A 22,332-nucleotide genomic window follows, 5' to 3' on the forward strand; every position below is an offset into this window, starting at 1 on the left:
AAGGAAATTATATGGCAGAGACGTTAACCACCACCTCCGCAGTGCCGACAGAAACGACCGCGCCGGTAAAAAAGGCCGGCGGACGCCGGGTTATTTTTGCCTCAGCTTTCGGCAGTGCGCTGGAGTTCTTTGATTTTGGCGTATACAACTTTTTCGTCGTCTATATTGGCGTATTGTTCTTTCCGCCTAGCAGCGATCCTAATATCGGCCTGTTACTGGCATTTGCCACCTTCGGCGTCAGCTTCTTTATGCGACCGCTGGGCGGCATATTAATCGGAGTTTATGCTGACCGATTTGGCCGCAAGCCCGCCATGGTACTGACTATTGGCTTGATGAGCTTAGGTACCCTAATGATTGGTGTCGCGCCGACCTATGCCAGCGCCGGCTATTGGGGAACCATCACCTTAGTGCTGGCTCGTCTGATTCAAGGTATTGCCGCAGGCGGTGAAGTCGGCGCGTCAATGTCAATGCTGGTTGAATCAGCACCCGATAATCGCCGTGGGTTCTACAGCAGCTGGCAGTTAGCGACCCAAGGGTTAGCAACCACCTTTGGTGGCTTAGTTGCCATAGGGCTTACGGCTTATCTGCCGGTCATCACTAACTCGCCTGACGTGATGGGTGAATGGGGGTGGCGAGTACCGTTCTTTATTGGTGTCGCACTTGCTCCTATCGGATGCTGGCTGCGTTTAAGCCTTGAAAAAGAGGTGATGCCACCGCGTACCACCGCAAAAAACCAAACGGATACGGCCCACCAAAGCACGTTCAAAACGCTTATGGAGCATAAGCAATTTATCTGTACTGGCGTATTGCTAACCATCGGCAGTACCTTACCCGGCTATCGCTAATTTGGATGATGCCGTTAAAGTGATCCCCTCTGCCCTGGTTAATAATCAACCAGCGGTAGTAAAGCGGATGATGCTGGTGGTAAATCTAAAGGTAGCGATCATTACATATTATGTTAAGGGCTATGCTGATAAAGCGTATTTAGATGGCGGCATTTTAGCTGAAAGATTAAAAGATTTGTCCATAGATAAACTTAATCTCTTTAATATAGCTAAATCAGTTCCCCATCCTTCGTTGCCAAAAGGTAGTGGTACTTGGAATGGGCATATACATCAGGCAGAGGGGAGACAACGAGGGTTAAGATTTGCGATAACAGCTTATGATAAAGAAAAATACAAATCACCCAAAATACCGAAAGCTCTGCAAGAGTTAAGCTATGCTAAAATGCCAGTGAAACCGAAAAAACGATGAGGTATTAATATGAAGCCTATAGGTTATTATCAAGCAGCTCTTTTTCTTAGTAGCGATTTTTTCCAAATATTGGGTTCATATTACAGGTTATAATTTTGACTTAAAGGATACTGAAATAATTAAATTGGAGTTTAGAGAGATTGTAGTAAAACTAATGACTGGCGAGACTGTATTTTGGAATATAAGTTTTTCTGATAAATCTATAGTGGATATTGAAACTATAATTAATAATGTCATTGATAAGAAGTTTTCACACATCTATTCTCCTTTGAAACTGTTGATGCTAGCATTTGATAAAAAAAATTCAGAAAGTGAAATGCTTCTTAGTTTTTTATATAGGATAGCTACAAATATAGAGTTTTGTATTGATGAGGGGATCAGTTCAAAAACTCATGAGTATATAAATTTATGTATTGATGGCGTTCAAAAGGAAGATATTGATTTATTGTCTTTTTATGGCTTATGGGAGAAGTCAAATTGCCAATGGGATGTTTCTTTAAAAAGCCTAACACCAGATCAACCAAATTATTTGGCTGATGTTTTTATTTCCATTTATCAATCCGATATAATATTACCTAGTGTATTTCACCTATTAGGTGAGATAAGTGAAATAAGCGAGAAAAATATTTGTTTGAGTGAGGTGAAAAACGCTATGTTGAATTATTATTCTGATAATACAGGTGTAAATGAGGCGGTAAAACTCTTACCAATAACCACCTAGAGTGAGATGAACTGTAACCTATTAATAAAAATAGAGTAAGTAGCTAAAAATATTGATAGTTCAACACCGGTAGGAACAACAACATTAGGAAAAGTTTTAATGACTTCTGCTAATGCCGTCGTGGCAAAGAAAAAAGAGTGTACAAAAGAAATACTGGCGGCATTTGCATTTGGATTTGCATTTGCATTTGCATTTGCATTTGCATTTGCATTTCGAAAATCTGACCCTAATATGTTAGTCAGAGCGACAAAAAAACCACCAAACGAAGCAACAAAGTTAATTCTAGTTAAAACTAAATAATTATCAAGGTAAAGCGAATGGATAAGAATCACAACTTTCTCACAGGATGTTTGTTAGATGAAAACTCTATTCTTTTAGCATCAACTCCTAAAGGAATGGATATATTTACAGAGTATTCAAAAATAACCATTTGGAATAATAAAGAAGATACTCCATTAATTAAATCCTACGAAATATCTGGTTGGGCCCAATGTGCTATTAGGTTTATATCTAATAGCGAGGGGTTTAATGGTGCAGTAATACTAACATCATCAGGAAAAGTGTTTTTTTATCAGGAAGGAAAGATTGATGTTGAGTTTATTGAAGATGCTAATAATTGGGGTTATCAGGCTTCGATTACTGAAATTGAAGGGCAGCTATATGTCTGTGGTGCTAGAGGGCAAGTATATAAGAGAATAGGGAAGAATAAGTGGGTTCATCATGATAATGGATTAATTTCCAGTAAAAATATGTCTGATGTCATGCAGGATATTTCGGATAATCAACCGAAAGAAGGGCAAAATATTGAAGATTGGATTATGGGATTTGCTGATTTTAATTTAGATATAGGGCTATCTTTATGGGCAATTCAAGGTACTAGCAACGATAATATCTATGTCTGTGGCAGTATGTCTACTGATAAGGGTTATAAAGGAGTTATATTTTATTATGATGGGAAAATCTGGACTGAAATGAAGATCCCGGAAACCGATACTCTGGGGGTTATATTTATTGATGATGATGGCTCAGTATTTATCGGCGGTGGCAGCGGCTATCTCCTACGTGGTGACAATGTTAACGGCTTCAAAGAGGTCAGTGAGCCTGCATATTTAATGAATAATAGCTTTATGGCTAAATTCTTAGATATTATTTATATTGGCACTGATGAGGGATTGTATCAGTTTAAAAATGACCAGATGGAAAGAGAGCAAAAAATAACTGCGGAACTGATTAAAATAAATCCCGATAATGAAACTGAAGCCTGGTCAGTTGAACGCTACAACAATAAATTATTGCTTATAGGTAATAGCTGCGTTTATTTGTATGACCTACTTTCAAATAAGTTAGATGAGTTATTCTATTCCGCCAATCCAGACATTATAACCAATAGAGATGGATTTACCCTATTCAACACTTGAATTACGTTCAGTTGGATCGATTGGGTGGGTGGATTGCGGTATACAGGCTGACATTAGGTGCAATCATCACGTTCTCGCCAATGGTTATTGGGCAAACGTACCGTCGCGACCTATATCTCACTCTATTATTACGGCACCTTTTCAGCTAAGTATTTACATATAGAGCAGGTATACGCCCATGCATCAATGCTATTGGCCGGCGTTCTGACATTTAGCGGGGCATTATTGGTTGGTGCACTCAGCGATCGTGTCGGGCGTAAAAAGTTGATTATCATATCTCGACTGGCCGTTTTGGTATTAGCTTACCCATCGTTCTGGCTGTTGGTGAATCATCCTCATCCGGCAGTATTACTTTTGATTGTGTTTGTGATGGTGTCATTCACCACCTTAGGCGCAGTACCTGCGATGCTGGTTATTTCTGAGCTATTCCCTAAACGCATCCGGGCATTAGGCTTTGCGCTAGTTTATAGCATTGGCGTGGCGATTTTCGGCGGCTTTGCTCAGTTTTTTGCCACTCAGTCCATTGTCTGGCTGGACAACGATCTGACAGCCCCGGCCTGGTATCTCGGCGGAGCCACTCTGCTCTCAATGCTGGCACTCCCGTTCTTTAGCGATGTTAAACGGTTAAAAGAGTAAATCCAATGGCCGGATAATCTGTTATTCGGCCAATTTTCCCCTACCATTCGATTAATCATCTATTCTACGAAAATCACGTCATAACCCATCCGCATTTATAGGGGCAATATGATGTGGTAAGCCTCGGTGAAAAATGATAGTTATAGCGTTGTAATACTAGAGAAATAAATATTATTTATGACGACATAACATGATTTGGCATAGATAATATCAAAGCAAGAGACTCAATAAATTTTCATCCTATTGTCAGATATAAATCAATACATCACTGCGGATAGTCACCCTATGACCACATTCCTTTTCCTTTCAGTATTGGCTGCAGCGTTACTCCATGCAGGGTGGAATGCGATCGTAAAATTCGGGCCGGATCGGTTTTTAGGCGTGGCTCTGGTGGCTTTTTTCTCCGGTATTATTTCTACTATCGGGCTGTTTTTTGTTGAACTTCCGGCCTGGGACTCCTTTCCATGGCTGGCGCTGTCGATGTTATTTCATACCGGATATTGTCTGTTTCTTAGCCGGGCTTATGTCAGTGGTGATTTGGGGCAGGTATATCCGATCGCCAGAGGCAGTGCCCCGTTATTGGCCGCGTTGCTGAGCTGGCTAATTCTCAAAGAAGTTCCCCCGGTATTAGGTATGTTAGGCGCTGTTTTGTTAGTCAGCGGCGTGCTATTAATGGCAGTATCCGGACGTAAAACGGCATCGAGAATGAGCCGAAAAACGTTAATCTATGCCTTAATTACCGCCATGTTTACCGCCTGCTATACCTTATCAGATGGCGCAGGCTCACGTGCCAGCATGAATCCGCTAAGTTATACCCTGTGGCTATTTGCTATTAACGGTTGGGTGATGGGGCTGATTATGTACTGGAAATATAAATCATCCAGCTGGCAGCGAATTAAAGCCCACTGGCAGCCGGGTATGATTGGCGGCGCCATGTCATTGATCTCATACGGCATTGCCATTTGGGCGATGAGTCAGGCACCGATTGCGATGGTCGCAGCACTGCGGGAAACCAGCGTACTGTTTGCGATGGTAATATCGGTCTATTTTCTCAAAGAGCCGTTAGGTAAAATGCGGGCAATTTCCGGACTGGTTATTGTAACCGGCGTCATTATTACCCGCCTCGGTTAAGCTATATCACCTGATAAGAGACCGAAATAATTCCCTTCTTCTCTTTAACGCCGGTAATTACCACAGAACCAATCATACCGAGATGCGCTACGTGAGTACCGCCGCAGGCGTAAGGTTCCAGCGTACCAAAGCCAACCATTCGCATACTGTCTTCATTAGTCCGGGTATAGCGGGGGAGATCGGCTGAGATCAGCTTATCGATTTCCTGTTGAATAGACTCCGCATTAATCACCTTACTGCCGCTCAGCGGTTTGAATGACACTTTGGCCTCACCGGGCCAATGATGACCTTTTATCGCCTGCAGGCCATAGGCTTCACCAATATGGCCGATCAAATGCCCGGCAGAATGCAGCCGGCTATTCAATAAACGCCGTTCAGCGTCAACCTGAATATCAACCTGACCTAAAGCCACGGCAGATTCGCTATAGTGAATAATATCCTCACCGTTCTTGACTACTTTGGTCACCTTATTGCCGCCGATGTGCCCGGTATCGCCGAGCTGCCCGCCGCCCTGTGGATGAAACAGCGTCTGATTGAGGATGACAGCAAATCCATCGGCACTGGATTCACAGCTCACGACCTGAGCATCTGTGCACAGTGAGTCAGTATGGAAGAAAAGAGCAACGGTCATACTACTATCCTTGATGAAAAATGAGTCATGCACTGAGTATATATCTATGCTCTAATAATGATAATCCCTCATAAAAACACAATATTATTGCCCTATGAGCATAAATAACTATCTTCATCTCTTGGATGAAATGGCCGTCTTTGTTCGGGTTGTCGAAACCGGCAGCTTTTCTGAAACAGCCAAGGAAATCGGAACAACGCCCTCGGCGGTGAGCCGGAAAATATCGCGTTTAGAAAAAGCACTTTCAGCCCGATTGCTGCACCGAACCACCCGAAAACTGCGGCTAAGTGAAAGCGGTGAGGCGATGTTCAACCACTGCCAGAACATGGTCACCGCAGCTAAATCGGCCATGAGCATCAGCGACCTTCATAAGGATGAACCGGAAGGTATTATCCGTGTCAGCGTGCCAAAAGCGGTAGGTCGGTTTGTTCTTCATCCCCATATGGCCGAGTTTTTAGCCCGTTATCCTAAAATCGATCTGCAGGTGGTACTGGAAGATAAGTATGTCGATCTGATAGAAGACAGGGTCGATTTGGTTATCCGCATTACCGATCGGCCGTCACCCGGGCTGATGGGCAAAGAGCTGATGAAAATAGACCATATCATTTGTGCTTCCCCCCAATACCTTCAAAAGCATGGCATGCCGACTCATCCCAGAGATTTGGCCAACCACAGTTGCATCTATTTAGGCGAAACGCCGGCAGATACCCGCTGGAAATTTAAAAGAGGCACTGAGAGTGTGCAGGTTGATATCCACGGACGCTATGCCGCTAACCATACCGTCGTCAGGCTCGATGCGGCACTTAATCATATCGGCATTGCCAGCCTGCCTTACTTTACCGCCCGAACGGCATTACAGCAGGGGAAATGTATTCAGGTTTTGCCTGAGTGGGACTTTATCAGCTCCTATTATGGTAGTGCGTGGCTGCTTTATTCACCCACTCGTTACCTGCCATTAAAGCTTAAAGTGTTTATTGATTATTTGGTTGAACGCATGAGGCAAGAACCTGAATTAAAGGCTCGGAAACAGAACTAAACATTATTGAGACGCAAGTATAGATTATATATATTCATAATATAGAACAATAATCAGCCATTTATTCTTTTATAATGATAATAATCATAAGCCACATCGATTCTAGTTCGTTATAATGGCTCGATCAAAATGAATATTTTGAACCGTACAATACAAAAATAAGCCTGCCTTAATACCGAGCAGGTGAATAATTAATGAGCACACATACATCATGAATAATACAACGCCAATCCGCGAACTGACGCTGCGTGGAATTATTATCGGTGCGTTAATTACCGTAATATTTACCGCATCTAACGTCTATTTAGGATTAAAAGTCGGGCTAACCTTCTCATCCGCAATACCTGCCGCCGTTATCTCTATGGCAGTGTTACGTTTCTTTTCTAACTCTAATATCCTAGAAAATAACATGGTGCAGACTCAGGCTTCCGCAGCCGGAACCCTGTCATCCGTTATTTTTATCCTTCCGGGATTATTGATGATCGGCTATTGGCAGAGCTTTCCGTTCTGGCAAACCCTGCTGATCTGCTCCGCCGGCGGTATGTTAGGCGTCGTGTTCTCTATACCACTGCGTCATGCGATGGTTGTTAAAAGCCGCCTGCCTTATCCGGAAGGCGTAGCCGCCGCTGAAATACTCAAGGCGGGCTGTAACGACTATGTGGATGAGAACGATAAGCTGCAAAGCAATCAAATCGACAGTGCTACCGGAGAAGCTAAAGACAGCGGCTTCCGGGATATTCTGTTCGGTGGTTTTATTGCTGCTGCCGTTAGTTTTGCCACTAACGGTCTGCGGTTATTATCCGACGGGGCCAGCTACTGGTTCACCCAAGGTCGGGCGATCTTCCAGCTTCCTATCGGCTTCTCGTTAGCCTTATTAAGCGCCGGTTACCTGATTGGTATTGCTTCTGGCATCGCCATTCTCATTGGTACCCTCATTGCATGGGGCGTTGCCATCCCGGTTATCAGCTCATCATTAGTGGTTCCTGAAGGCGTCTCTATCGGTTCATTTGCCATGAAGCTATGGTCAAGTGATGTGCGCTTTATCGGTGCCGGTACGCTGGCCATTGCCGCCATCTGGACCTTATTAACCCTGATAAAGCCTATTATTGAAGGAATGAAAACCTCGCTTCGTTCTTTAAACTCAAACAATGCCGGTGACGTTATTCCACGAACCGAGCTAGATCTGTCACCTAAGATTGTTTTGCTTATCAGCGTAGTGATGTTTCTGGTACTGATCGCCACTTTCTACTCATTTGTTGCTGACAGTGGGCTCTCTCAGGTTACCGCTTGGGGCCTGGTTATCGGTTCGGTTATTTTTGCCTTTGTCATTGGCTTCTTAGTCGCTGCAGCCTGTGGTTATATGGCCGGTCTGGTCGGCTCCTCAGCCAGTCCGATTTCAGGCATTGGTATTATTGCCATTACGGTCATCTCGCTGTTACTGCTGTTTATGGGCGGATTAAACGGCATGCTGGACTCTGAGCAGGGAACTAACTTTGCTACCGCACTGGCGATATTTACCACCAGTGCGGTGTTAGCCATTGCAACTATTTCCAACGATAACCTGCAGGATTTAAAAACCGGCTATCTGGTTCGGGCTACCCCGTGGCGTCAACAGGTAGCATTGCTTATTGGCTGTATGGTCGGCGCCGCGGTTATCGCGCCGGTTCTGGACCTGCTGTATGAAGCCTATGGCTTTAGCGGCGCAATTCCTCGTCCTGATATGGACCCTAATCAGGTACTGGCCGCACCGCAAGCAACCTTAATGACCACCATCGCCAAAGGCATTTTCTCTCATAAACTTGAGTGGACAATGATTATTATTGGCTTAGTCATTGGGGCGGTAGTTATCGTTATTGACCTGTTACTGGCGAAGAAAGGCAGCAATTTACGTATTCCGGCTCTGGCAGTGGGCATGGGCATCTATCTGCCACCGGCAATTACCGCGCCGTTAATTATTGGCTCAGTACTTTCATGGATTATCTCCAGTCAGGTTAAAAAGAAAGCCCAAGCTGAGAACGCTGATTTTGCGACTATGTTTAAGCCGGTTGAACGTAAAGGCGCATTAATCGCTTCAGGTCTGATCGTTGGTGAAAGCTTAGTCGGCGTCGCGCTGGCAGTAGTCATTGTTATCAGTATCACCAACGGGGGTAGCGATGCACCATTGTCTATTACCTCATGGCTAACGCCTATCTTTGGTGAATCAGGATTAATCCAGCAACTGTTGGGCCTGCTGGTGTTTGTTGTGATTTGTGCATTATTTATCAGACGCGTGCTGAGTGCCGTTAAAACGCGCTAACACCACTCACTGGCAGCAGTCATTAATGGCTGCTGCCATAAAACGGGTAACGCGACTAATCTGAAGTGTTACCCGAACGCCGAACTTCCCTACAGTTTTAGTTACCAGTGACACACTTTCACCTACCTGAACTTTATTATTCCCCAAAAAACATTATGATACTGATTGCAAAGGTGTCATTAGCGATAATCTAAATGGAAGAAAGTTACGCCATACTCAGCCTGTTCCAACCCTGGCCGAGAGGACAATCAATCCGATAGACTCTTTGCTTGGCTAATGATAAAGCCCGACTTTGCCTCAGCTTATCTCTGTTATTTTGAGATACCGATTCTATTTGGAAGAGTAGAGAATATTATGGATAGAATGACTCCGCTGAAACCAATTCCTTCCCTTATTGCCATTGCCATTACCCTTATTATTTGGTTTGTTATTCCAGTACCTCAAAACGTTACGCCTAATGCATGGCACCTTCTGGCGCTATTCGTCGGCACAATCGCTGCAATTATCGGTAAGGCCATGCCCATCGGCGCCATTTCAATTGTGGCTATTGCGCTAGTGGCACTAACCGGCGTCACTAACCCCGGCAAGCCGGGTGCTGCGCTAAATGATGCATTGAGCGGTTTTTCCAATCAGCTTATCTGGTTGATTGGTATTTCGATTATGGTCTCGCTCAGTTTGAGTAAGACCGGGCTCGGTGCACGTATCGGTTACTATTTTATTTCTTTGTTTGGTAAGAGCACATTAGGTATTGCCTACGCATTGGCCCTTGCCGAAACCACGCTGGCCCCGGTAACACCGAGTAATACAGCTCGTGGCGGCGGCATTATCCACCCGGTGATGCGCTCTATTGCCGATAGCTTTGATTCAAAACCAGAGCCCGGCTCGACAGAGAAAATTGGTCGTTATCTGTCATTAGTGAATTACAATATTAACCCTATCACCTCAGCCATGTTTATTACTGCCACGGCCCCTAACCCGCTAATTGTCAGCTTTATCATGAAAGGAACTGACCCCAGCTTTGAGCTGAGCTGGGGTATGTGGGCGATAGCGGCACTGGTTCCCGCTATTGTCTCTTTGATCGTTGTTCCATTAGTCATTTATTGGCTCTATCCGCCTGAAATTAAACATACTCCCAATGCGCAGGTTTTTGCCAGGGAGAAGCTTAGTGCGCTGGGGCCAATATCTTTGTCAGAAAAAATTACGCTGGCCGTATTCGGTTTGCTGTTACTGCTATGGGCCGGTATTCCTGCGCTTATTTTAGGTGACGGATGGTCAGTCAATCCAACCACTGCCGCCTTTATTGGCTTATCTATTTTACTGATGACCGGCGTACTAAGCTGGGACGATTTATTAAAAAACAAAGGGGCTTGGGATACCGTGGTCTGGTTTGCCGCACTGGTTATGATGGCAACCTTCCTCGGAAAGCTCGGCTTAATCAGTTGGCTCTCACAGTCTGTTGGCGGGGCAATTGATAACTTAGGCATTGGCTGGATTGGCGGTACTATTTTGCTGGTGTTAGTCTATGTTTATTCCCACTACTTTTTTGCCAGCACTACTGCGCATATTACCGCAATGTTCGCCGCCTTCTTTACCGCGGGCCTGGCATTGGGTGCGCCTCCGGCGTTATTAGGCTTAATTTTAGCTTTCTCTTCATCTCTGATGATGTCCCTCACTCATTACGGAACGGGTACAGCGCCGATTATCTTCGGTTCTGGCTATGTTTCCTTAGGCGAGTGGTGGAAAACCGGATTTATTCTCAGCGTAGTTAACCTGATTATCTGGATAACGGTCGGTGGACTGTGGTGGAAGTGGTTAGGATACTGGTAACGCTTAGATATTCACCTCATTGACGCTAACGGCTCCCTTGGGAGCCGTTAGGTTATTTAAAGTAGCTAACTCTGCAAGAACATTAGCCAAGGAATGGTCAACGCCAGCCACACCACCAAGAACAGTACACCAAATACTGCCCCAAGCTTCCACCAAAGGGCGCTTGGCAGATAACCGCCGCCATAGTAAACAGGACTCGGTCCGGTGCCATAGGGGGTAATGATTCCCATCAGACCGGCGACCGGTAACAAGATCAGTACAAACAGGCGCATATCCAGCCCCGGGATACCGGATGCAACGGCTAATATTACGGGTAATAAGGCGGTAGCATGAGCTGAAGAACTGGCAAACAGGTAGTGTAAAAAGTAATAAATACAGGTCAGCATAATCATGGCAACCATCGGCGTTAATCCTTGCAGATGCCCACCCATAATACTGCCGAACCAACTAACAAACCCGACGTTCTTTAAGCCATCGGCCATAGCCATCAGAGTGGCATACCAAATTAAGGTGCTCCACGCAGTAGTATTAGACAGTACGTCATCCCACCTAATAACATTGAGAATCAATAATACAGCCAGAACCAGCAGCCCAACCATCGCCGTAGAGATAAATGAGCCGCCAAATATCCATAGAAATAACGCACAGAAAACGGAAACCAGCAGCAGTACTTCATTACGACTAATTTTTCCCATGGTCGCCAATTCGGTCGCCGCCCATTCAGGGATCGAATTCCCTTGCTTAATCTCCGGCGGACACATCCAATAGCTGAGTAACGGCACAATAATTAGCAATAGAATCCCGGCCGGCGCAGTGACCGAAAACCATTCACCCCAGCTAATCCGAATACCGGTGATGCTGTCGACTAAACCAATTGACAGAGTATTGGTCGCCAGTGCAGTCATAAACAGCGTACTGGTTACACAGGTCGAGGCAATGGCCACCCACATAAGGTAAGTGCCGATTCGCTTCATACTGGGATCGTTGGGTTTTGAGTCATATAGCGGCGGTAGATTACTGATAATCGGGAAAATAATCCCGCCACTGCGCGCGGTATTTGAAGGCGTAAAGGGGGCCAGTAATACATCGGATATCATAATGGCATAACCTAATGTTAGCGTGCGCTTACCCAATGCTTTAACCAACCATAGTGCAATACGCCTTCCCAACCCGGTTTTGTTATATCCCATAGCAAACATAAATGCCCCAAAAATCAACCATACCGTAGTATTAGAAAAACCTGAAATTGCCCATTTCAATGCATTATCCGGCCAGTTGAACTTAGGGCTGGCCAGTTGCTCAGGCGAGAACAGAGCATATTGAGCCAGCATGGCCGTTGCGACCACGCTGATCAATCCGATAACCGCTCCGGGAAGAGGCTCAAAAATCAAACCGATAATGCATCCGCAGAATATCGCGAAAAAATACCAGGCATAGGCAGGTAAACCAGCCGGGACCGGTATTAAACCGATTAGCAGTGCGGCAATAAAAGGAACCAGTATTTTGAGATATGTTTTCATAGAGTCTGCCCAAAAACATGACAAAAATAAGGAAGACAAATACTGACGCCGCTGTTAATCGTTATAAATAAGAGCACCAATATCATCTCAGTCTCTTAACCCATATAATTAATATGGGTAATAAGATTTCTGGATACTAGCACTGACTCAAAAAAGGATAAGTGGCTAAACTATGTGCAGACTAAACACGAAATGTGGTTAATGGCGGATTGTTAAGTCAGGATATAATGTATTGAGATAATAGAAATTAAATATGGCTTTGCTTAATACGTATATTGCGCAACAACAATAAAAAAACCCACCGTATACAGTGGGCCTTAATATTTAAAGCAACAAAGTTAATTGCTTTAAATCATTCGCATACCTTCAAATGGGTTCCAGCTATCACTGCCTTTAACTTCTTTCAAATAGTAAGCATAGTTCGCGGTCATCGACCACATCATAGCTAAGGCAATGTTGATTCCGATATCGATACCTTGGGGTAAATAGAATCCGGTAACAGCCTGGAAAACACCAAGTACCAGACCAATAATGATGCAGATACCAAATAGTACCAGATTCTTTTTCCACAGGCCGAGAACAAAGAAATAGATAAAGCCAAAGAAGAAGGCGATGATATTCATACCAATTAAGATACGACGACCGGGCTTAGCGGCCTTAATTGCGGCTTTATGCTCAGGTGTGCTTGGCGCACCATATTGTTCAAAAAAGTCGAAACGCGCTAGCCACTTTTCTGAATACTTACTTCTATCCATGATTTTTGTTCCTTGGCTTAAATATAGGATTAATGACCGAATTTAAAATAGAATTATTTTTATACGGGATAATAAATTTTACTCGATAAATAAGAAATTACAAGTATTGGCATATAATAAAGCGTGTTAAATTATTCTCAATAACAATTATTACTTAATCAATAGCAACATAAAATTAATATTGAAATAATGTTTTATTTGTGAATTTCATAATTACCCAAATAAATTATATTGTTACGATTGATTTTTATTCGACTCTCATTAACAACGTCTTCTGCCGCAAACAGCCAACAATCCATATGGCGCCAATGCCGACCAAAACTACGGTCAACAACTGACTCAAAATCGCCAAAATCACTTAGCGCCGGCTGCCAAAAACCCAGCTTTGCATCATAAAAACAGACGATGGCATGTTCTAAATCGATGACCTGTTCTAGCTGTTTAGTACCAACGTTATAGCCACCTTCAACCAGCCAAATATGATATTTCCCTGCGGCCGCTGGAATCTTCGCCGAACTGATGCCATTTTTATCAAGAAAAGCCGCTAGCAGTGGAGGAAGTACAATGGTCTGCAAATAAATGTTATCTGAATCCAACACGCAAAGAAGTAAATTTGAATGCTCAGTACATTTTGCCAGCTCAGTTTCACACTCCAACGCATCCATCAACTCGCCGGACTGATAAAGCTGCCGAAGAAACTGTTGCGTCTCTATTTCCTTACTGATAAACCGCACTAATAAACTGAACATTGTTGGGCTTCACTTATTTTACTTACCGATACAGAAACTCGAGAAAATCCGCCCCAACAGATCGTCTGAAGTGAACTCACCGGTAATTTCACTCAGTGCCAGCTGTGCCTGCCTTAATTCTTCTGCCAGCAATTCTCCGGCGCGAGCACCCACTAACTGATCCATACCTTGCTCTAAATGCTCAGCCGCCTTTTCCAGCGCCTCTAAGTGCCGGCGACGGGCCAGGAATCCGCCTTCGGTATTACTGGTGAACCCCATTGATTCTTTAAGATGATCCCGCAGCGCCTGCACACCTTCACCGGTACGGGCGGAGAGGCGAATCAGTGAGTGACCATTTACTTCACTAATCCCTAGGGTTTCGCCGGTCAGATCGGCTTTATTACGCACCACGGTTATCGGCAATGAGGCCGACAGGCGGGCCATAAACTCGGGCCAAATTTGTTCAGGTTCGGTGGCGTCAGTAGTGGTACCGTCAACCATAAACAGCACCCGATCGGCCTGCTCTATCTCGTTCCATGCCCGCTCAATACCAATACGCTCAACTTCATCACCGGCTTCACGCAGGCCTGCGGTATCAATAATATGTAACGGCATACCGTCGATATGGATATGTTCACGCAGCACATCACGAGTGGTGCCGGCAATATCCGTTACAATAGCGGCTTCACGACCCGCCAGTGCATTAAGCAGGCTGGACTTACCCGCATTAGGGCGACCGGCAATCACCACCTTCATACCTTCGCGCAGCAGGCTACCCTGACGCGCTTCCTGCCTGACACCATCCAACTCCGCCATCACTGTATTCAGTTGGCCTTCAATCTTTCCGTCTGACAGAAAATCAATTTCTTCATCCGGAAAATCGATAGCAGCTTCCACATAAATGCGCAGGTGAGTGAGTGCTTCCACTAATTGATGAACACGGTTAGAGAATACGCCCTGCAGTGAGTTAATCGCCGAACGGGCAGCCTGCTCGGAGCTGGCATCAATAAGATCGGCTATCGCTTCGGCCTGTGCCAGATCGAGTTTGTCATTCAAAAAAGCACGCTCAGAAAACTCCCCCGGGCGGGCAATACGAATATCTGATAAAGACAAAATGCGTTTTAGCAATAAATCGAGAATAACCGGCCCGCCGTGCCCCTGAAGTTCGAGTACGTCTTCACCCGTAAATGAGTTTGGTCCGGGAAAATAGAGCGCAATTCCCTGATCGAGAATAGTGCCGTCGCCATCAAGGAAGGGTAGATAGTCGGCATAGCGAGGTTTAGGCAGCTTACCCAGCACCTGTCGAGCAACCTCAGATGCCTGCTTACCAGAAACACGAAGTATACCGACGCCGCCGCGTCCCGGTGGCGTTGCTTGGGCTACGATGGTATCAGTTGTCATCATGATTATATTCTCAGGTCAAAGTGAATGATGTTGGCTATAGACATTGGCATCATTATATAAAAAAGGCGGTCATAATGACCGCCTTTTATCGAGCTTATTGCAGTAGCTTACCGTACGAATTAAGAGAGTTTTTTCTCTTTCTTTTCTTTCTTATCGCGGCTGTGTAAGCCTTTCTTCTCTAATCCACGGTAGATAAGTTTCTGCTGAATAATGGTAACTAAGTTACTCACGATATAATACAGAACCAGACCTGACGGGAACCACAGGAAGAACACGGTAAAGATTACAGGCATAAAGGTCATGATCTTCTGCTGCATAGGATCTGTCACCGGCGTTGGTGACATCTTCTGGATCATGAACATTGTTCCACCCATTAACAGCGGCAGAATATAGTACGGATCTTGTGCAGATAAGTCATGGATCCACAGGGCAAACGGCGCATGACGCAGTTCTACCGATCCCATTAACATGTAATACAGTGCCAGGAAGATTGGCATCTGAATAATTAACGGGAAGCAGCCACCCAGCGGGTTAACTTTTTCTTCTTTGTACAGCGCCATCATTTCCTGACTCATGCGCTGCTTATCATCACCAATACGCTCACGCATAGCCTGTAGCTTCGGCTGTAACAGCTTCATCTTGGCCATTGAGGTATATTGTGCTTTGGTCAACGGATACATAATTCCGCGCACAATAAAGGTAATGATAATAATCGAGAAGCCCCAGTTACCGACAAAGCTATGAATAAACTTCAGTAACTTAAACAGTGGCTGAGAGATAAACCATAACCAACCATAGTCTACGGTTAAGTCCAGATGCGGTGCCACTGCTGCCATTTGGTTCTGAATTTCAGGACCAACCCAAAGCTGTGCGCCTAACTCTTTAGTTTCACCCGGTTGAATAATAACAGGGGCATTTCTAAAGCTAATCGCTGACTGGCCGTCGCCTTCAGTCGTGAAGAAGGTACTTTGGCTATCTTTATTCGGCACCCATGCAGTAGCAAAGTACTGCTGAAGCATGGCTACCCAGCCACCTTTGGTATCGATCTTCAGGTTCTCATCGGTAATGTCATCAAAGCTATATTTCTTATATTTGTTGTCATCAGATGAGTAAGCTGCGCCACGATAAGTATGCAGAGCAAAGTTACTGCTGCCGGTATCACGAGATTTTGGCAGTTTAGTACTTTGTTTCAATTGACCAAACAGCACTAAGTCAACGGGCTGAGCACTGGTGTTATTCACCGTGTAATCCACATCGATCACATACTCGCCGCGCTTAAGTACAAAAGTCTTGGTGTACTGAACGCCGCTTTTGTCGGTATAGGTTAATGGAATAACCAGTTCATTCTGACCGTCTGCCAGCTCATAAGCATCTTGCTTAGACTCATAAAGCGGGCGTGCACCGTTAGCCGGGTTATCCGGGCCATTCTTACCGACCAGACCACTAAGTGCCTGATAAGAGAAGCCGGCGGTATTTTCTAACAGCCTAAACGGTTGGTTTGATCCTAACGTGTCAGGGTAAGCCAACAGGTCTGCTTCTTGAATATCACCACCACGGGTGTTGATAACCATAGAAAGAACGTCAGTTTTAACTGTAATCAAACCGCCTTCACCCGCAGCGAGTTCAGCTTGGGTTGAGCCGGTTGAACCAGTCGCTGTAGAACCCGCACCGGTAGTTTGTTGCGTAGTTTGTGGAGCTGGTTGTGGAGCGTTATCTGTTTCCCAAGCCTGCCAAATCATAAATGAAACGAACAGCAGAGCGATAAGAAGAAGATTGCGTTGAGAATCCATTGTTAATGTTCTCTATTATGGTCAGTATTATTGTTGTTGGGCGGAACTGGATCATCACCACCCTCGTGTAAAGGATGGCATTTTAATACGCGTTTGATTGTCAACCAACTACCTTTCACCATACCAAACCTGCGCAATGCCTCAATTCCGTATTGAGAACAGGTTGGACGGAACCGGCAATGTGGTCCGAGTAACGGACTGATTACCAGTTGATAACCGCGTATCAACATAATCAAGATACGGGAGCCAGCCGACAATGACGACGCCATAACTTATCCAATGCTTCCGTCAGCGTATGATTATCCAGATCGGCGATACCCTTTTTGGCAATTACAACAAAATCCATCGAAGGTAAATCATGCTGGTGTAAACGAAAACTTTCGCGGGTTAGGCGTTTAATTCGATTACGTTCATGAGCTCGCTTAACGAATTTCTTTGCAACAGTAAGACCAATACGAGGATGACCCAACGTATTTGATCGGCCAAGAATGGTAATTTGAGGAACACCGGCCCGTTGAGGCTGTTGGAAGACAAATGTGAAAGTACTGGGAGTTAACAAACGTAACTCCCTGGGGAATGCTAGCTTAAGCTTAACCACACAGATGGTTAACTCGATTAACTTGAAGCAGATAAACGAGTGCGGCCTTTAGCACGACGACGTGCTAAAACCTGGCGGCCGTTTTTAGTGGCCATACGTGCACGAAAGCCGTGGCTACGATTACGTTTTAATACTGACGGTTGAAAAGTGCGTTTCATGGCGATCTCTACCTAAATCTTGATTATTACTAATTAGTAAGCGCGTTTGGCTACTCGACGTGAAAACGACCGACGCCTCAATCGCAATATACAAAGAGGCGGGATTGTAATAATTGTACAGCCCCGAGTCAATTCCGAACGCTTATCTCTGCTCAAAAACTCGTAGTTACCACTACGAACCCTAGTTTTTCCGCGTTTTCTGCTATAAACAATCGTTAAAACTTTACTTAACTATGTCTATATAGAAAGAAACAAAAATACTAAAGAGCGAGAAGCGCCACAAGTAGGGCTGAGAATTATACGGACTCCCTAAAAAAGCGCAAGGATCCTGAGACGATCCTTTAAGTTCTTCCGATCCTTTCCTAAGATCAACCCGCGACTTAATAAATTATCCCCAACGCTTAGAATTATCCACAATAGCAACGCTTTGATTGCTAACAGGCTGATACCAACGCTGGCTGAAAAATTTACACACAAAAATTTGCCAAATTTATCTATACTTTGTTGATCTAAGCGCACACTTTACCGACTTATTCAGGTAAACTCCGCTTTGCCTGTGGATAAAATTACGATCTTCCGCATGGAAAGGGAGATCTATTTAGCGCTTTGCGCTATTATCTACTGGCGCTGATTACGATCCCAACATTGCGGATCGATACGGCAGGACGCCGATATAAAACAAATGAATCTATCGGAACATGCATTCCTGGCGCCAAACCTTAAAAAAACGTAGTACGCGGTACGGGATACGAAAAAAATTATATCTATCTCCCTTACTTTTTTATTGTTCTTGTTCGAGTGGAGTTCGCCGTGTCACTTTCTCTTTGGCAGCAGTGCCTTGCCCGACTGCAAGATGAATTACCTGCCACAGAATTTAGTATGTGGATTCGTCCGTTGCAGGCGGAACTGAGTGACAATACACTCGCCCTATACGCGCCTAATCGATTTGTGCTTGATTGGGTCCGCGATAAATATATAAATAATATCAATGCGTTATTAAATGATTTCTGTGGTTCTGACGTTCCTCAACTGCGCTTTGAAGTTGGAACTAAGCCGCAGATTCGCGCCCATACACAGGTAAAAACGTCCGATAATAACAGTCAGGCTCGCCCGGCATCGGTACGACCAGCGGCTGTGCGCCCAAGTTGGGAAAACCAATCGGCGCAGCCTGAACTTTCTTATCGTTCAGGGGTGAACCCTAAGCATCAGTTTGATAACTTTGTTGAAGGTAAATCAAACCAACTGGCACGGGCTGCCGCTCGACAGGTTGCGGATAATCCCGGCGGTGCCTATAACCCACTGTTCTTATATGGTGGCACCGGTTTAGGTAAAACCCACTTATTGCACGCTGTTGGCAATGGCATCATTGAACGCAAGCCTAACGCTAAAGTGGTGTATATGCACTCTGAGCGTTTCGTTCAAGACATGGTTAAGGCCCTGCAAAATAACGCCATTGAAGAATTTAAGCGTTATTATCGCTCGGTTGATGCCCTGTTAATTGATGATATTCAATTCTTTGCCAATAAAGAGCGCTCACAGGAAGAATTTTTTCATACCTTTAATGCGCTGTTAGAAGGTAACCAACAAATTATTCTTACCTCTGACCGCTATCCAAAAGAGATCAATGGTGTAGAAGACCGCCTGAAATCCCGCTTCGGTTGGGGACTGACGGTGGCGATCGAACCACCGGAATTAGAAACCCGAGTGGCGATCCTAATGAAAAAAGCGGACGAGAACGACATCCGCTTACCGGCCGAAGTGGCTTTCTTTATTGCTAAACGCCTGCGCTCTAATGTGCGAGAGTTAGAAGGTGCACTCAACCGCGTGATAGCAAATGCCAACTTTACCGGGCGCGCCATTACCATTGATTTTGTCCGCGAAGCACTGCGTGACTTATTGGCGCTGCAAGAAAAGCTGGTTACTATTGATAACATCCAGAAAACCGTCGCGGAATATTATAAAATTAAGATTGCGGACCTGCTGTCTAAACGCCGCTCTCGTTCCGTTGCACGCCCGCGTCAGATGGCTATGGCGCTGGCAAAAGAGTTAACCAATCACAGCTTACCGGAAATTGGTGATGCGTTTGGTGGAAGAGACCATACAACCGTGCTGCATGCCTGTCGTAAAATTGAACAGTTACGAGAGGAAAGCCACGATATCAAAGAAGATTTCTCTAACTTAATCAGAACATTATCCTCATAAAGCTTATGAAATTTATCATTGACCGTGAACATTTATTAAAGCCGCTGCAGCAAGTCAGTAGCCCTTTGGGTGGTCGCCCTACACTGCCCATTCTCGGCAACCTTCTGATTCAAGTAACAGAAGGTTATTTGTTGCTCACCGGTACCGATCTGGAAATGGAGATGGTCGCGCGTATTACGCTTAACCAGCCTCACGAACCGGGCGCAATTACCGTACCAGCACGTAAGTTTCTCGATATCTGCCGCGGGTTACCCGATGGTGCAGAAATCAGCATCGCACTGGAAAACGATCGCGTATTGGTTCGTTCAGGCCGCAGCCGTTTCTCACTATCAACGCTGCCTGCTGCCGACTATCCAAACCTGGATGACTGGAAAAGTGAAGTTGAGTTCACCTTGCCTCAGGCAACGCTGAAGCGACTGATCGAAGCAACCCAGTTCTCCATGGCACATCAGGACGTACGTTACTACCTTAACGGGATGATGTTTGAAACCGAAGGGGAAGAGTTGCGCACTGTCGCTACTGATGGCCACCGTTTGGCAGTCTGTTCCATGTCCGTTGGCCAAAAATTACCGCCGCACGACGTTATTGTTCCGCGTAAAGGGGTACTTGAGCTGGTCCGCCTGCTCGATGGCAACAATGGCGACCTACAGCTGCAAATTGGTAGTAATAATATTCGCGCCCACGTCGGCGACTTTATTTTTACCTCCAAGCTGGTTGACGGCCGTTTCCCTGACTATCGCCGCGTATTGCCGAAGAACCCCGACAAAACGCTGGAAGCCGGATGCGACGAACTTAAGCAGGCATTCTCCCGTGCGGCAATTTTGTCGAACGAGAAGTTCCGCGGAGTTCGCCTCTATTTAAACCATAATCAGTTGAAGATTACGGCCAATAACCCGGAGCAGGAAGAAGCGGAAGAGATTCTGGACGTCACCTACGGCGGTACCGATCTGGAAATAGGTTTCAACGTAAGCTATGTGCTTGACGTACTTAACGCACTGAAGTGTGAAACAGTTCGTCTGCTGCTGACCGATTCTGTATCTAGCGTACAGATTGAAGACAGCGCAAACCCAAGCGCGGCCTATGTTGTTATGCCAATGCGTTTATAAGCGGGGCTGGCAGCACTACTGAATGGCTCTTACCCGTTTACTGATAAACGATTTCCGCAATATCGAAACGGCGGATCTCGCACCGTCCGCCGGCTTTAATTTTTTTGTCGGCCCTAACGGTAGCGGCAAGACTAGCGTACTGGAAGCAGTTTATACGCTCGGTCATGGTCGCGCCTTTCGCAGCCTGCAAACTAACCGAGTTGTGCGTCATGAGCAGCAAGAATTCGTGTTACATGGTAGAATAGCCAGCGGTGAACGAGAATTGTCGGTTGGGCTACAAAAAAGCCGCCTCGGCGATACGAAAGTACGAATTGACGGCAGCGATGACCATAAAGTCTCTGAATTAGCCCAACTGCTTCCGATTCAGCTAATCACGCCTGAGGGTTTCACCCTACTTAACGGGGGGCCTAAGTACCGTCGGGCATTTTTAGACTGGGGCTGTTTTCATAGTGAACCCCATTTTTTTCATGGCTGGAGTAATCTTCGTCGATTGCTCAAGCAGCGTAATGCCGCTCTGCGGCAAACCAGCCGTTATTCACAGATTCGGCCTTGGGATCAGGAATTAATCCCACTGGCGATACGAATCAGTGAATGGAGGGCAGCTTATGCTGACGCAATAGCACAGGATATTACCGCAACCTGTGCTGAGTTTTTACCGGAGTTCAACCTGTCCTTCTCCTTCCAACGCGGTTGGGATAAAGAGAGCGATTATGGTGAACTTCTTGAGCGACAGTTTGAACGAGATCGGGCCCTGACTTATACATCTCAGGGGCCACATAAAGCAGACTTCCGCATTCGTGCAGAGGGAACGCCGGTTGAAGATCTGCTGTCACGCGGCCAGCTCAAATTATTGATGTGTGCACTACGTCTGGCTCAGGGAGAATTCCTAACCCGCCAGAGCGGACGTCGTTGCCTCTATCTTATCGATGATTTTGCTTCCGAGCTCGACGTTCATCGCCGCAGATTACTGGCCGAACGTTTAAAAGCCACCGGAGCTCAGGTTTTTGTCAGCGCTGTCAGCGCTGAACAAATTGCTGATATGGTGGATGAAAAGGGCAAGATGTTCTTTGTAGAACATGGCAAAATAGAGCATCAACCACAGGATTAATAGTGAGCGAGAA

At 45.4% G+C, this 22,332-nt stretch carries 20 protein-coding genes and 3 pseudogenes; 13 read left to right on the forward strand and 10 right to left on the reverse strand.

Going from position 1 to position 22,332, the window contains the following annotated elements; all coding sequences use genetic code 11:
* Positions 1-11 precede the first annotated feature (11 nt).
* The 5 genes and pseudogenes from YWE_RS26790 to YWE_RS0106410 all read left to right on the forward strand — a co-directional run.
* Positions 12-839: pseudogene (locus YWE_RS26790) on the forward strand (MFS transporter); the annotation flags it as partial.
* Positions 840-846: 7 nt separating this feature from the next.
* On the forward strand, positions 847-1,254 hold the full coding sequence (locus YWE_RS0106395; RefSeq protein ID WP_029093775.1) for a hypothetical protein: 408 nt from the start codon (positions 847-849) through the stop codon (positions 1,252-1,254).
* Positions 1,255-1,408: 154 nt separating this feature from the next.
* Positions 1,409-1,975: a hypothetical protein gene (locus YWE_RS0106400; RefSeq protein WP_127526394.1), complete on the forward strand. Its 567-nt coding sequence runs from the start codon at positions 1,409-1,411 to the stop codon at positions 1,973-1,975.
* Between the two features lie 99 nt (positions 1,976-2,074).
* A complete protein-coding gene (locus YWE_RS0106405) occupies positions 2,075-2,275 on the forward strand; it encodes a hypothetical protein (protein WP_029093777.1) in 201 nt (66 codons plus the stop codon).
* A 17-nt stretch (positions 2,276-2,292) separates the two neighbouring features.
* The gene (locus tag YWE_RS0106410; protein WP_029093778.1) at positions 2,293-3,393 is read left to right on the forward strand and encodes a hypothetical protein; all 1,101 of its coding nucleotides are present in this window, start codon (positions 2,293-2,295) and stop codon (positions 3,391-3,393) included.
* Here the strand turns inward: YWE_RS0106410 and YWE_RS31370 are convergent.
* Positions 3,382-3,490: pseudogene (locus YWE_RS31370) on the reverse strand (maltose O-acetyltransferase); the annotation flags it as partial. The gene YWE_RS0106410 and the pseudogene YWE_RS31370 sit on opposite strands and share 12 nt — an antisense overlap.
* A 2-nt stretch (positions 3,491-3,492) precedes the next feature.
* On the opposite strand from YWE_RS31370, the pseudogene YWE_RS26795 reads away from it, so the two are divergent.
* A pseudogene (locus tag YWE_RS26795) lies at positions 3,493-4,029 on the forward strand (MFS transporter); the annotation flags it as partial.
* A gap of 285 nt (positions 4,030-4,314) precedes the next feature.
* On the forward strand, positions 4,315-5,160 hold the full coding sequence (locus YWE_RS0106420) for an EamA family transporter (RefSeq protein WP_029093779.1): 846 nt from the start codon (positions 4,315-4,317) through the stop codon (positions 5,158-5,160).
* 1 nt (position 5,161) lies between these two features.
* On the opposite strand, the gene YWE_RS0106425 is transcribed toward YWE_RS0106420, so the two are convergent.
* A complete protein-coding gene (locus tag YWE_RS0106425; protein WP_029093780.1) occupies positions 5,162-5,791 on the reverse strand; it encodes a serine-tRNA(Ala) deacylase AlaX in 630 nt (209 codons plus the stop codon).
* A 94-nt stretch (positions 5,792-5,885) separates the two neighbouring features.
* Between YWE_RS0106425 and YWE_RS0106430 the strand changes: the two genes are divergently transcribed.
* The 3 genes from YWE_RS0106430 (at position 5,886) to YWE_RS0106440 (ending at position 10,950) form a co-directional block, all read left to right on the forward strand.
* Positions 5,886-6,827: a LysR family transcriptional regulator gene (locus tag YWE_RS0106430; RefSeq protein WP_029093781.1), complete on the forward strand. Its 942-nt coding sequence runs from the start codon at positions 5,886-5,888 to the stop codon at positions 6,825-6,827.
* A gap of 211 nt (positions 6,828-7,038) precedes the next feature.
* On the forward strand, positions 7,039-9,123 hold the full coding sequence (locus YWE_RS0106435; RefSeq protein WP_029093782.1) for an OPT family oligopeptide transporter: 2,085 nt from the start codon (positions 7,039-7,041) through the stop codon (positions 9,121-9,123).
* A 354-nt stretch (positions 9,124-9,477) separates the two neighbouring features.
* Positions 9,478-10,950 carry a DASS family sodium-coupled anion symporter gene (locus YWE_RS0106440; RefSeq protein ID WP_029093783.1) on the forward strand — a complete coding sequence of 491 codons (1,473 nt, stop codon included), beginning with the start codon at positions 9,478-9,480 and terminating at the stop codon, positions 10,948-10,950.
* 65 nt (positions 10,951-11,015) lie between these two features.
* On the opposite strand, the gene YWE_RS0106445 is transcribed toward YWE_RS0106440, so the two are convergent.
* From YWE_RS0106445 to rpmH, 8 genes are all read right to left on the reverse strand, one after another.
* On the reverse strand, positions 11,016-12,470 hold the full coding sequence (locus YWE_RS0106445; protein ID WP_029093784.1) for an anion permease: 1,455 nt from the start codon (positions 12,468-12,470) through the stop codon (positions 11,016-11,018).
* A gap of 347 nt (positions 12,471-12,817) precedes the next feature.
* Complete coding sequence (locus YWE_RS0106450; protein ID WP_029093785.1) at positions 12,818-13,225, reverse strand: DUF2628 domain-containing protein; 408 nt, start codon at positions 13,223-13,225, stop codon at positions 12,818-12,820.
* Positions 13,226-13,419: 194 nt separating this feature from the next.
* Positions 13,420-13,974 (reverse strand): hypothetical protein, encoded by a 555-nt coding sequence (locus YWE_RS0106455; protein WP_029093786.1) that lies wholly within the window; start codon positions 13,972-13,974, stop codon positions 13,420-13,422.
* Between the two features lie 18 nt (positions 13,975-13,992).
* A complete protein-coding gene (gene mnmE, locus YWE_RS0106460; protein WP_029093787.1) occupies positions 13,993-15,357 on the reverse strand; it encodes a tRNA uridine-5-carboxymethylaminomethyl(34) synthesis GTPase MnmE in 1,365 nt (454 codons plus the stop codon).
* A 119-nt stretch (positions 15,358-15,476) separates the two neighbouring features.
* Positions 15,477-17,147 carry a membrane protein insertase YidC gene (yidC, locus tag YWE_RS0106465; protein ID WP_029093788.1) on the reverse strand — a complete coding sequence of 557 codons (1,671 nt, stop codon included), beginning with the start codon at positions 17,145-17,147 and terminating at the stop codon, positions 15,477-15,479.
* 2 nt (positions 17,148-17,149) lie between these two features.
* Positions 17,150-17,416, reverse strand: coding sequence for a membrane protein insertion efficiency factor YidD (gene yidD / locus YWE_RS29520; protein WP_071605835.1), 267 nt, complete (start codon positions 17,414-17,416; stop codon positions 17,150-17,152).
* Positions 17,380-17,745: a ribonuclease P protein component gene (gene rnpA / locus YWE_RS0106470; RefSeq protein ID WP_071605836.1), complete on the reverse strand. Its 366-nt coding sequence runs from the start codon at positions 17,743-17,745 to the stop codon at positions 17,380-17,382. The genes yidD and rnpA overlap by 37 nt, the downstream gene beginning before the upstream one ends.
* 17 nt (positions 17,746-17,762) lie before the next feature.
* On the reverse strand, positions 17,763-17,903 hold the full coding sequence (rpmH, locus tag YWE_RS0106475) for a 50S ribosomal protein L34 (RefSeq protein WP_029093790.1): 141 nt from the start codon (positions 17,901-17,903) through the stop codon (positions 17,763-17,765).
* Between the two features lie 810 nt (positions 17,904-18,713).
* Between rpmH and dnaA the strand changes: the two genes are divergently transcribed.
* Genes dnaA through recF form a run of 3 tightly spaced genes read left to right on the forward strand, consistent with a single transcriptional unit; the run spans position 18,714 to position 22,319 of the window.
* A complete protein-coding gene (gene dnaA / locus YWE_RS0106480; protein WP_036015307.1) occupies positions 18,714-20,105 on the forward strand; it encodes a chromosomal replication initiator protein DnaA in 1,392 nt (463 codons plus the stop codon).
* A gap of 5 nt (positions 20,106-20,110) precedes the next feature.
* On the forward strand, positions 20,111-21,211 hold the full coding sequence (gene dnaN, locus YWE_RS0106485; protein WP_029093792.1) for a DNA polymerase III subunit beta: 1,101 nt from the start codon (positions 20,111-20,113) through the stop codon (positions 21,209-21,211).
* Between the two features lie 22 nt (positions 21,212-21,233).
* Positions 21,234-22,319 carry a DNA replication/repair protein RecF gene (gene recF / locus YWE_RS0106490; protein WP_029093793.1) on the forward strand — a complete coding sequence of 362 codons (1,086 nt, stop codon included), beginning with the start codon at positions 21,234-21,236 and terminating at the stop codon, positions 22,317-22,319.
* Positions 22,320-22,332 lie beyond the last annotated feature (13 nt).

The sequence above is a fragment of the Budvicia aquatica DSM 5075 = ATCC 35567 genome (assembly GCF_000427805.1).
Classification (GTDB): domain Bacteria; phylum Pseudomonadota; class Gammaproteobacteria; order Enterobacterales; family Enterobacteriaceae; genus Budvicia; species Budvicia aquatica.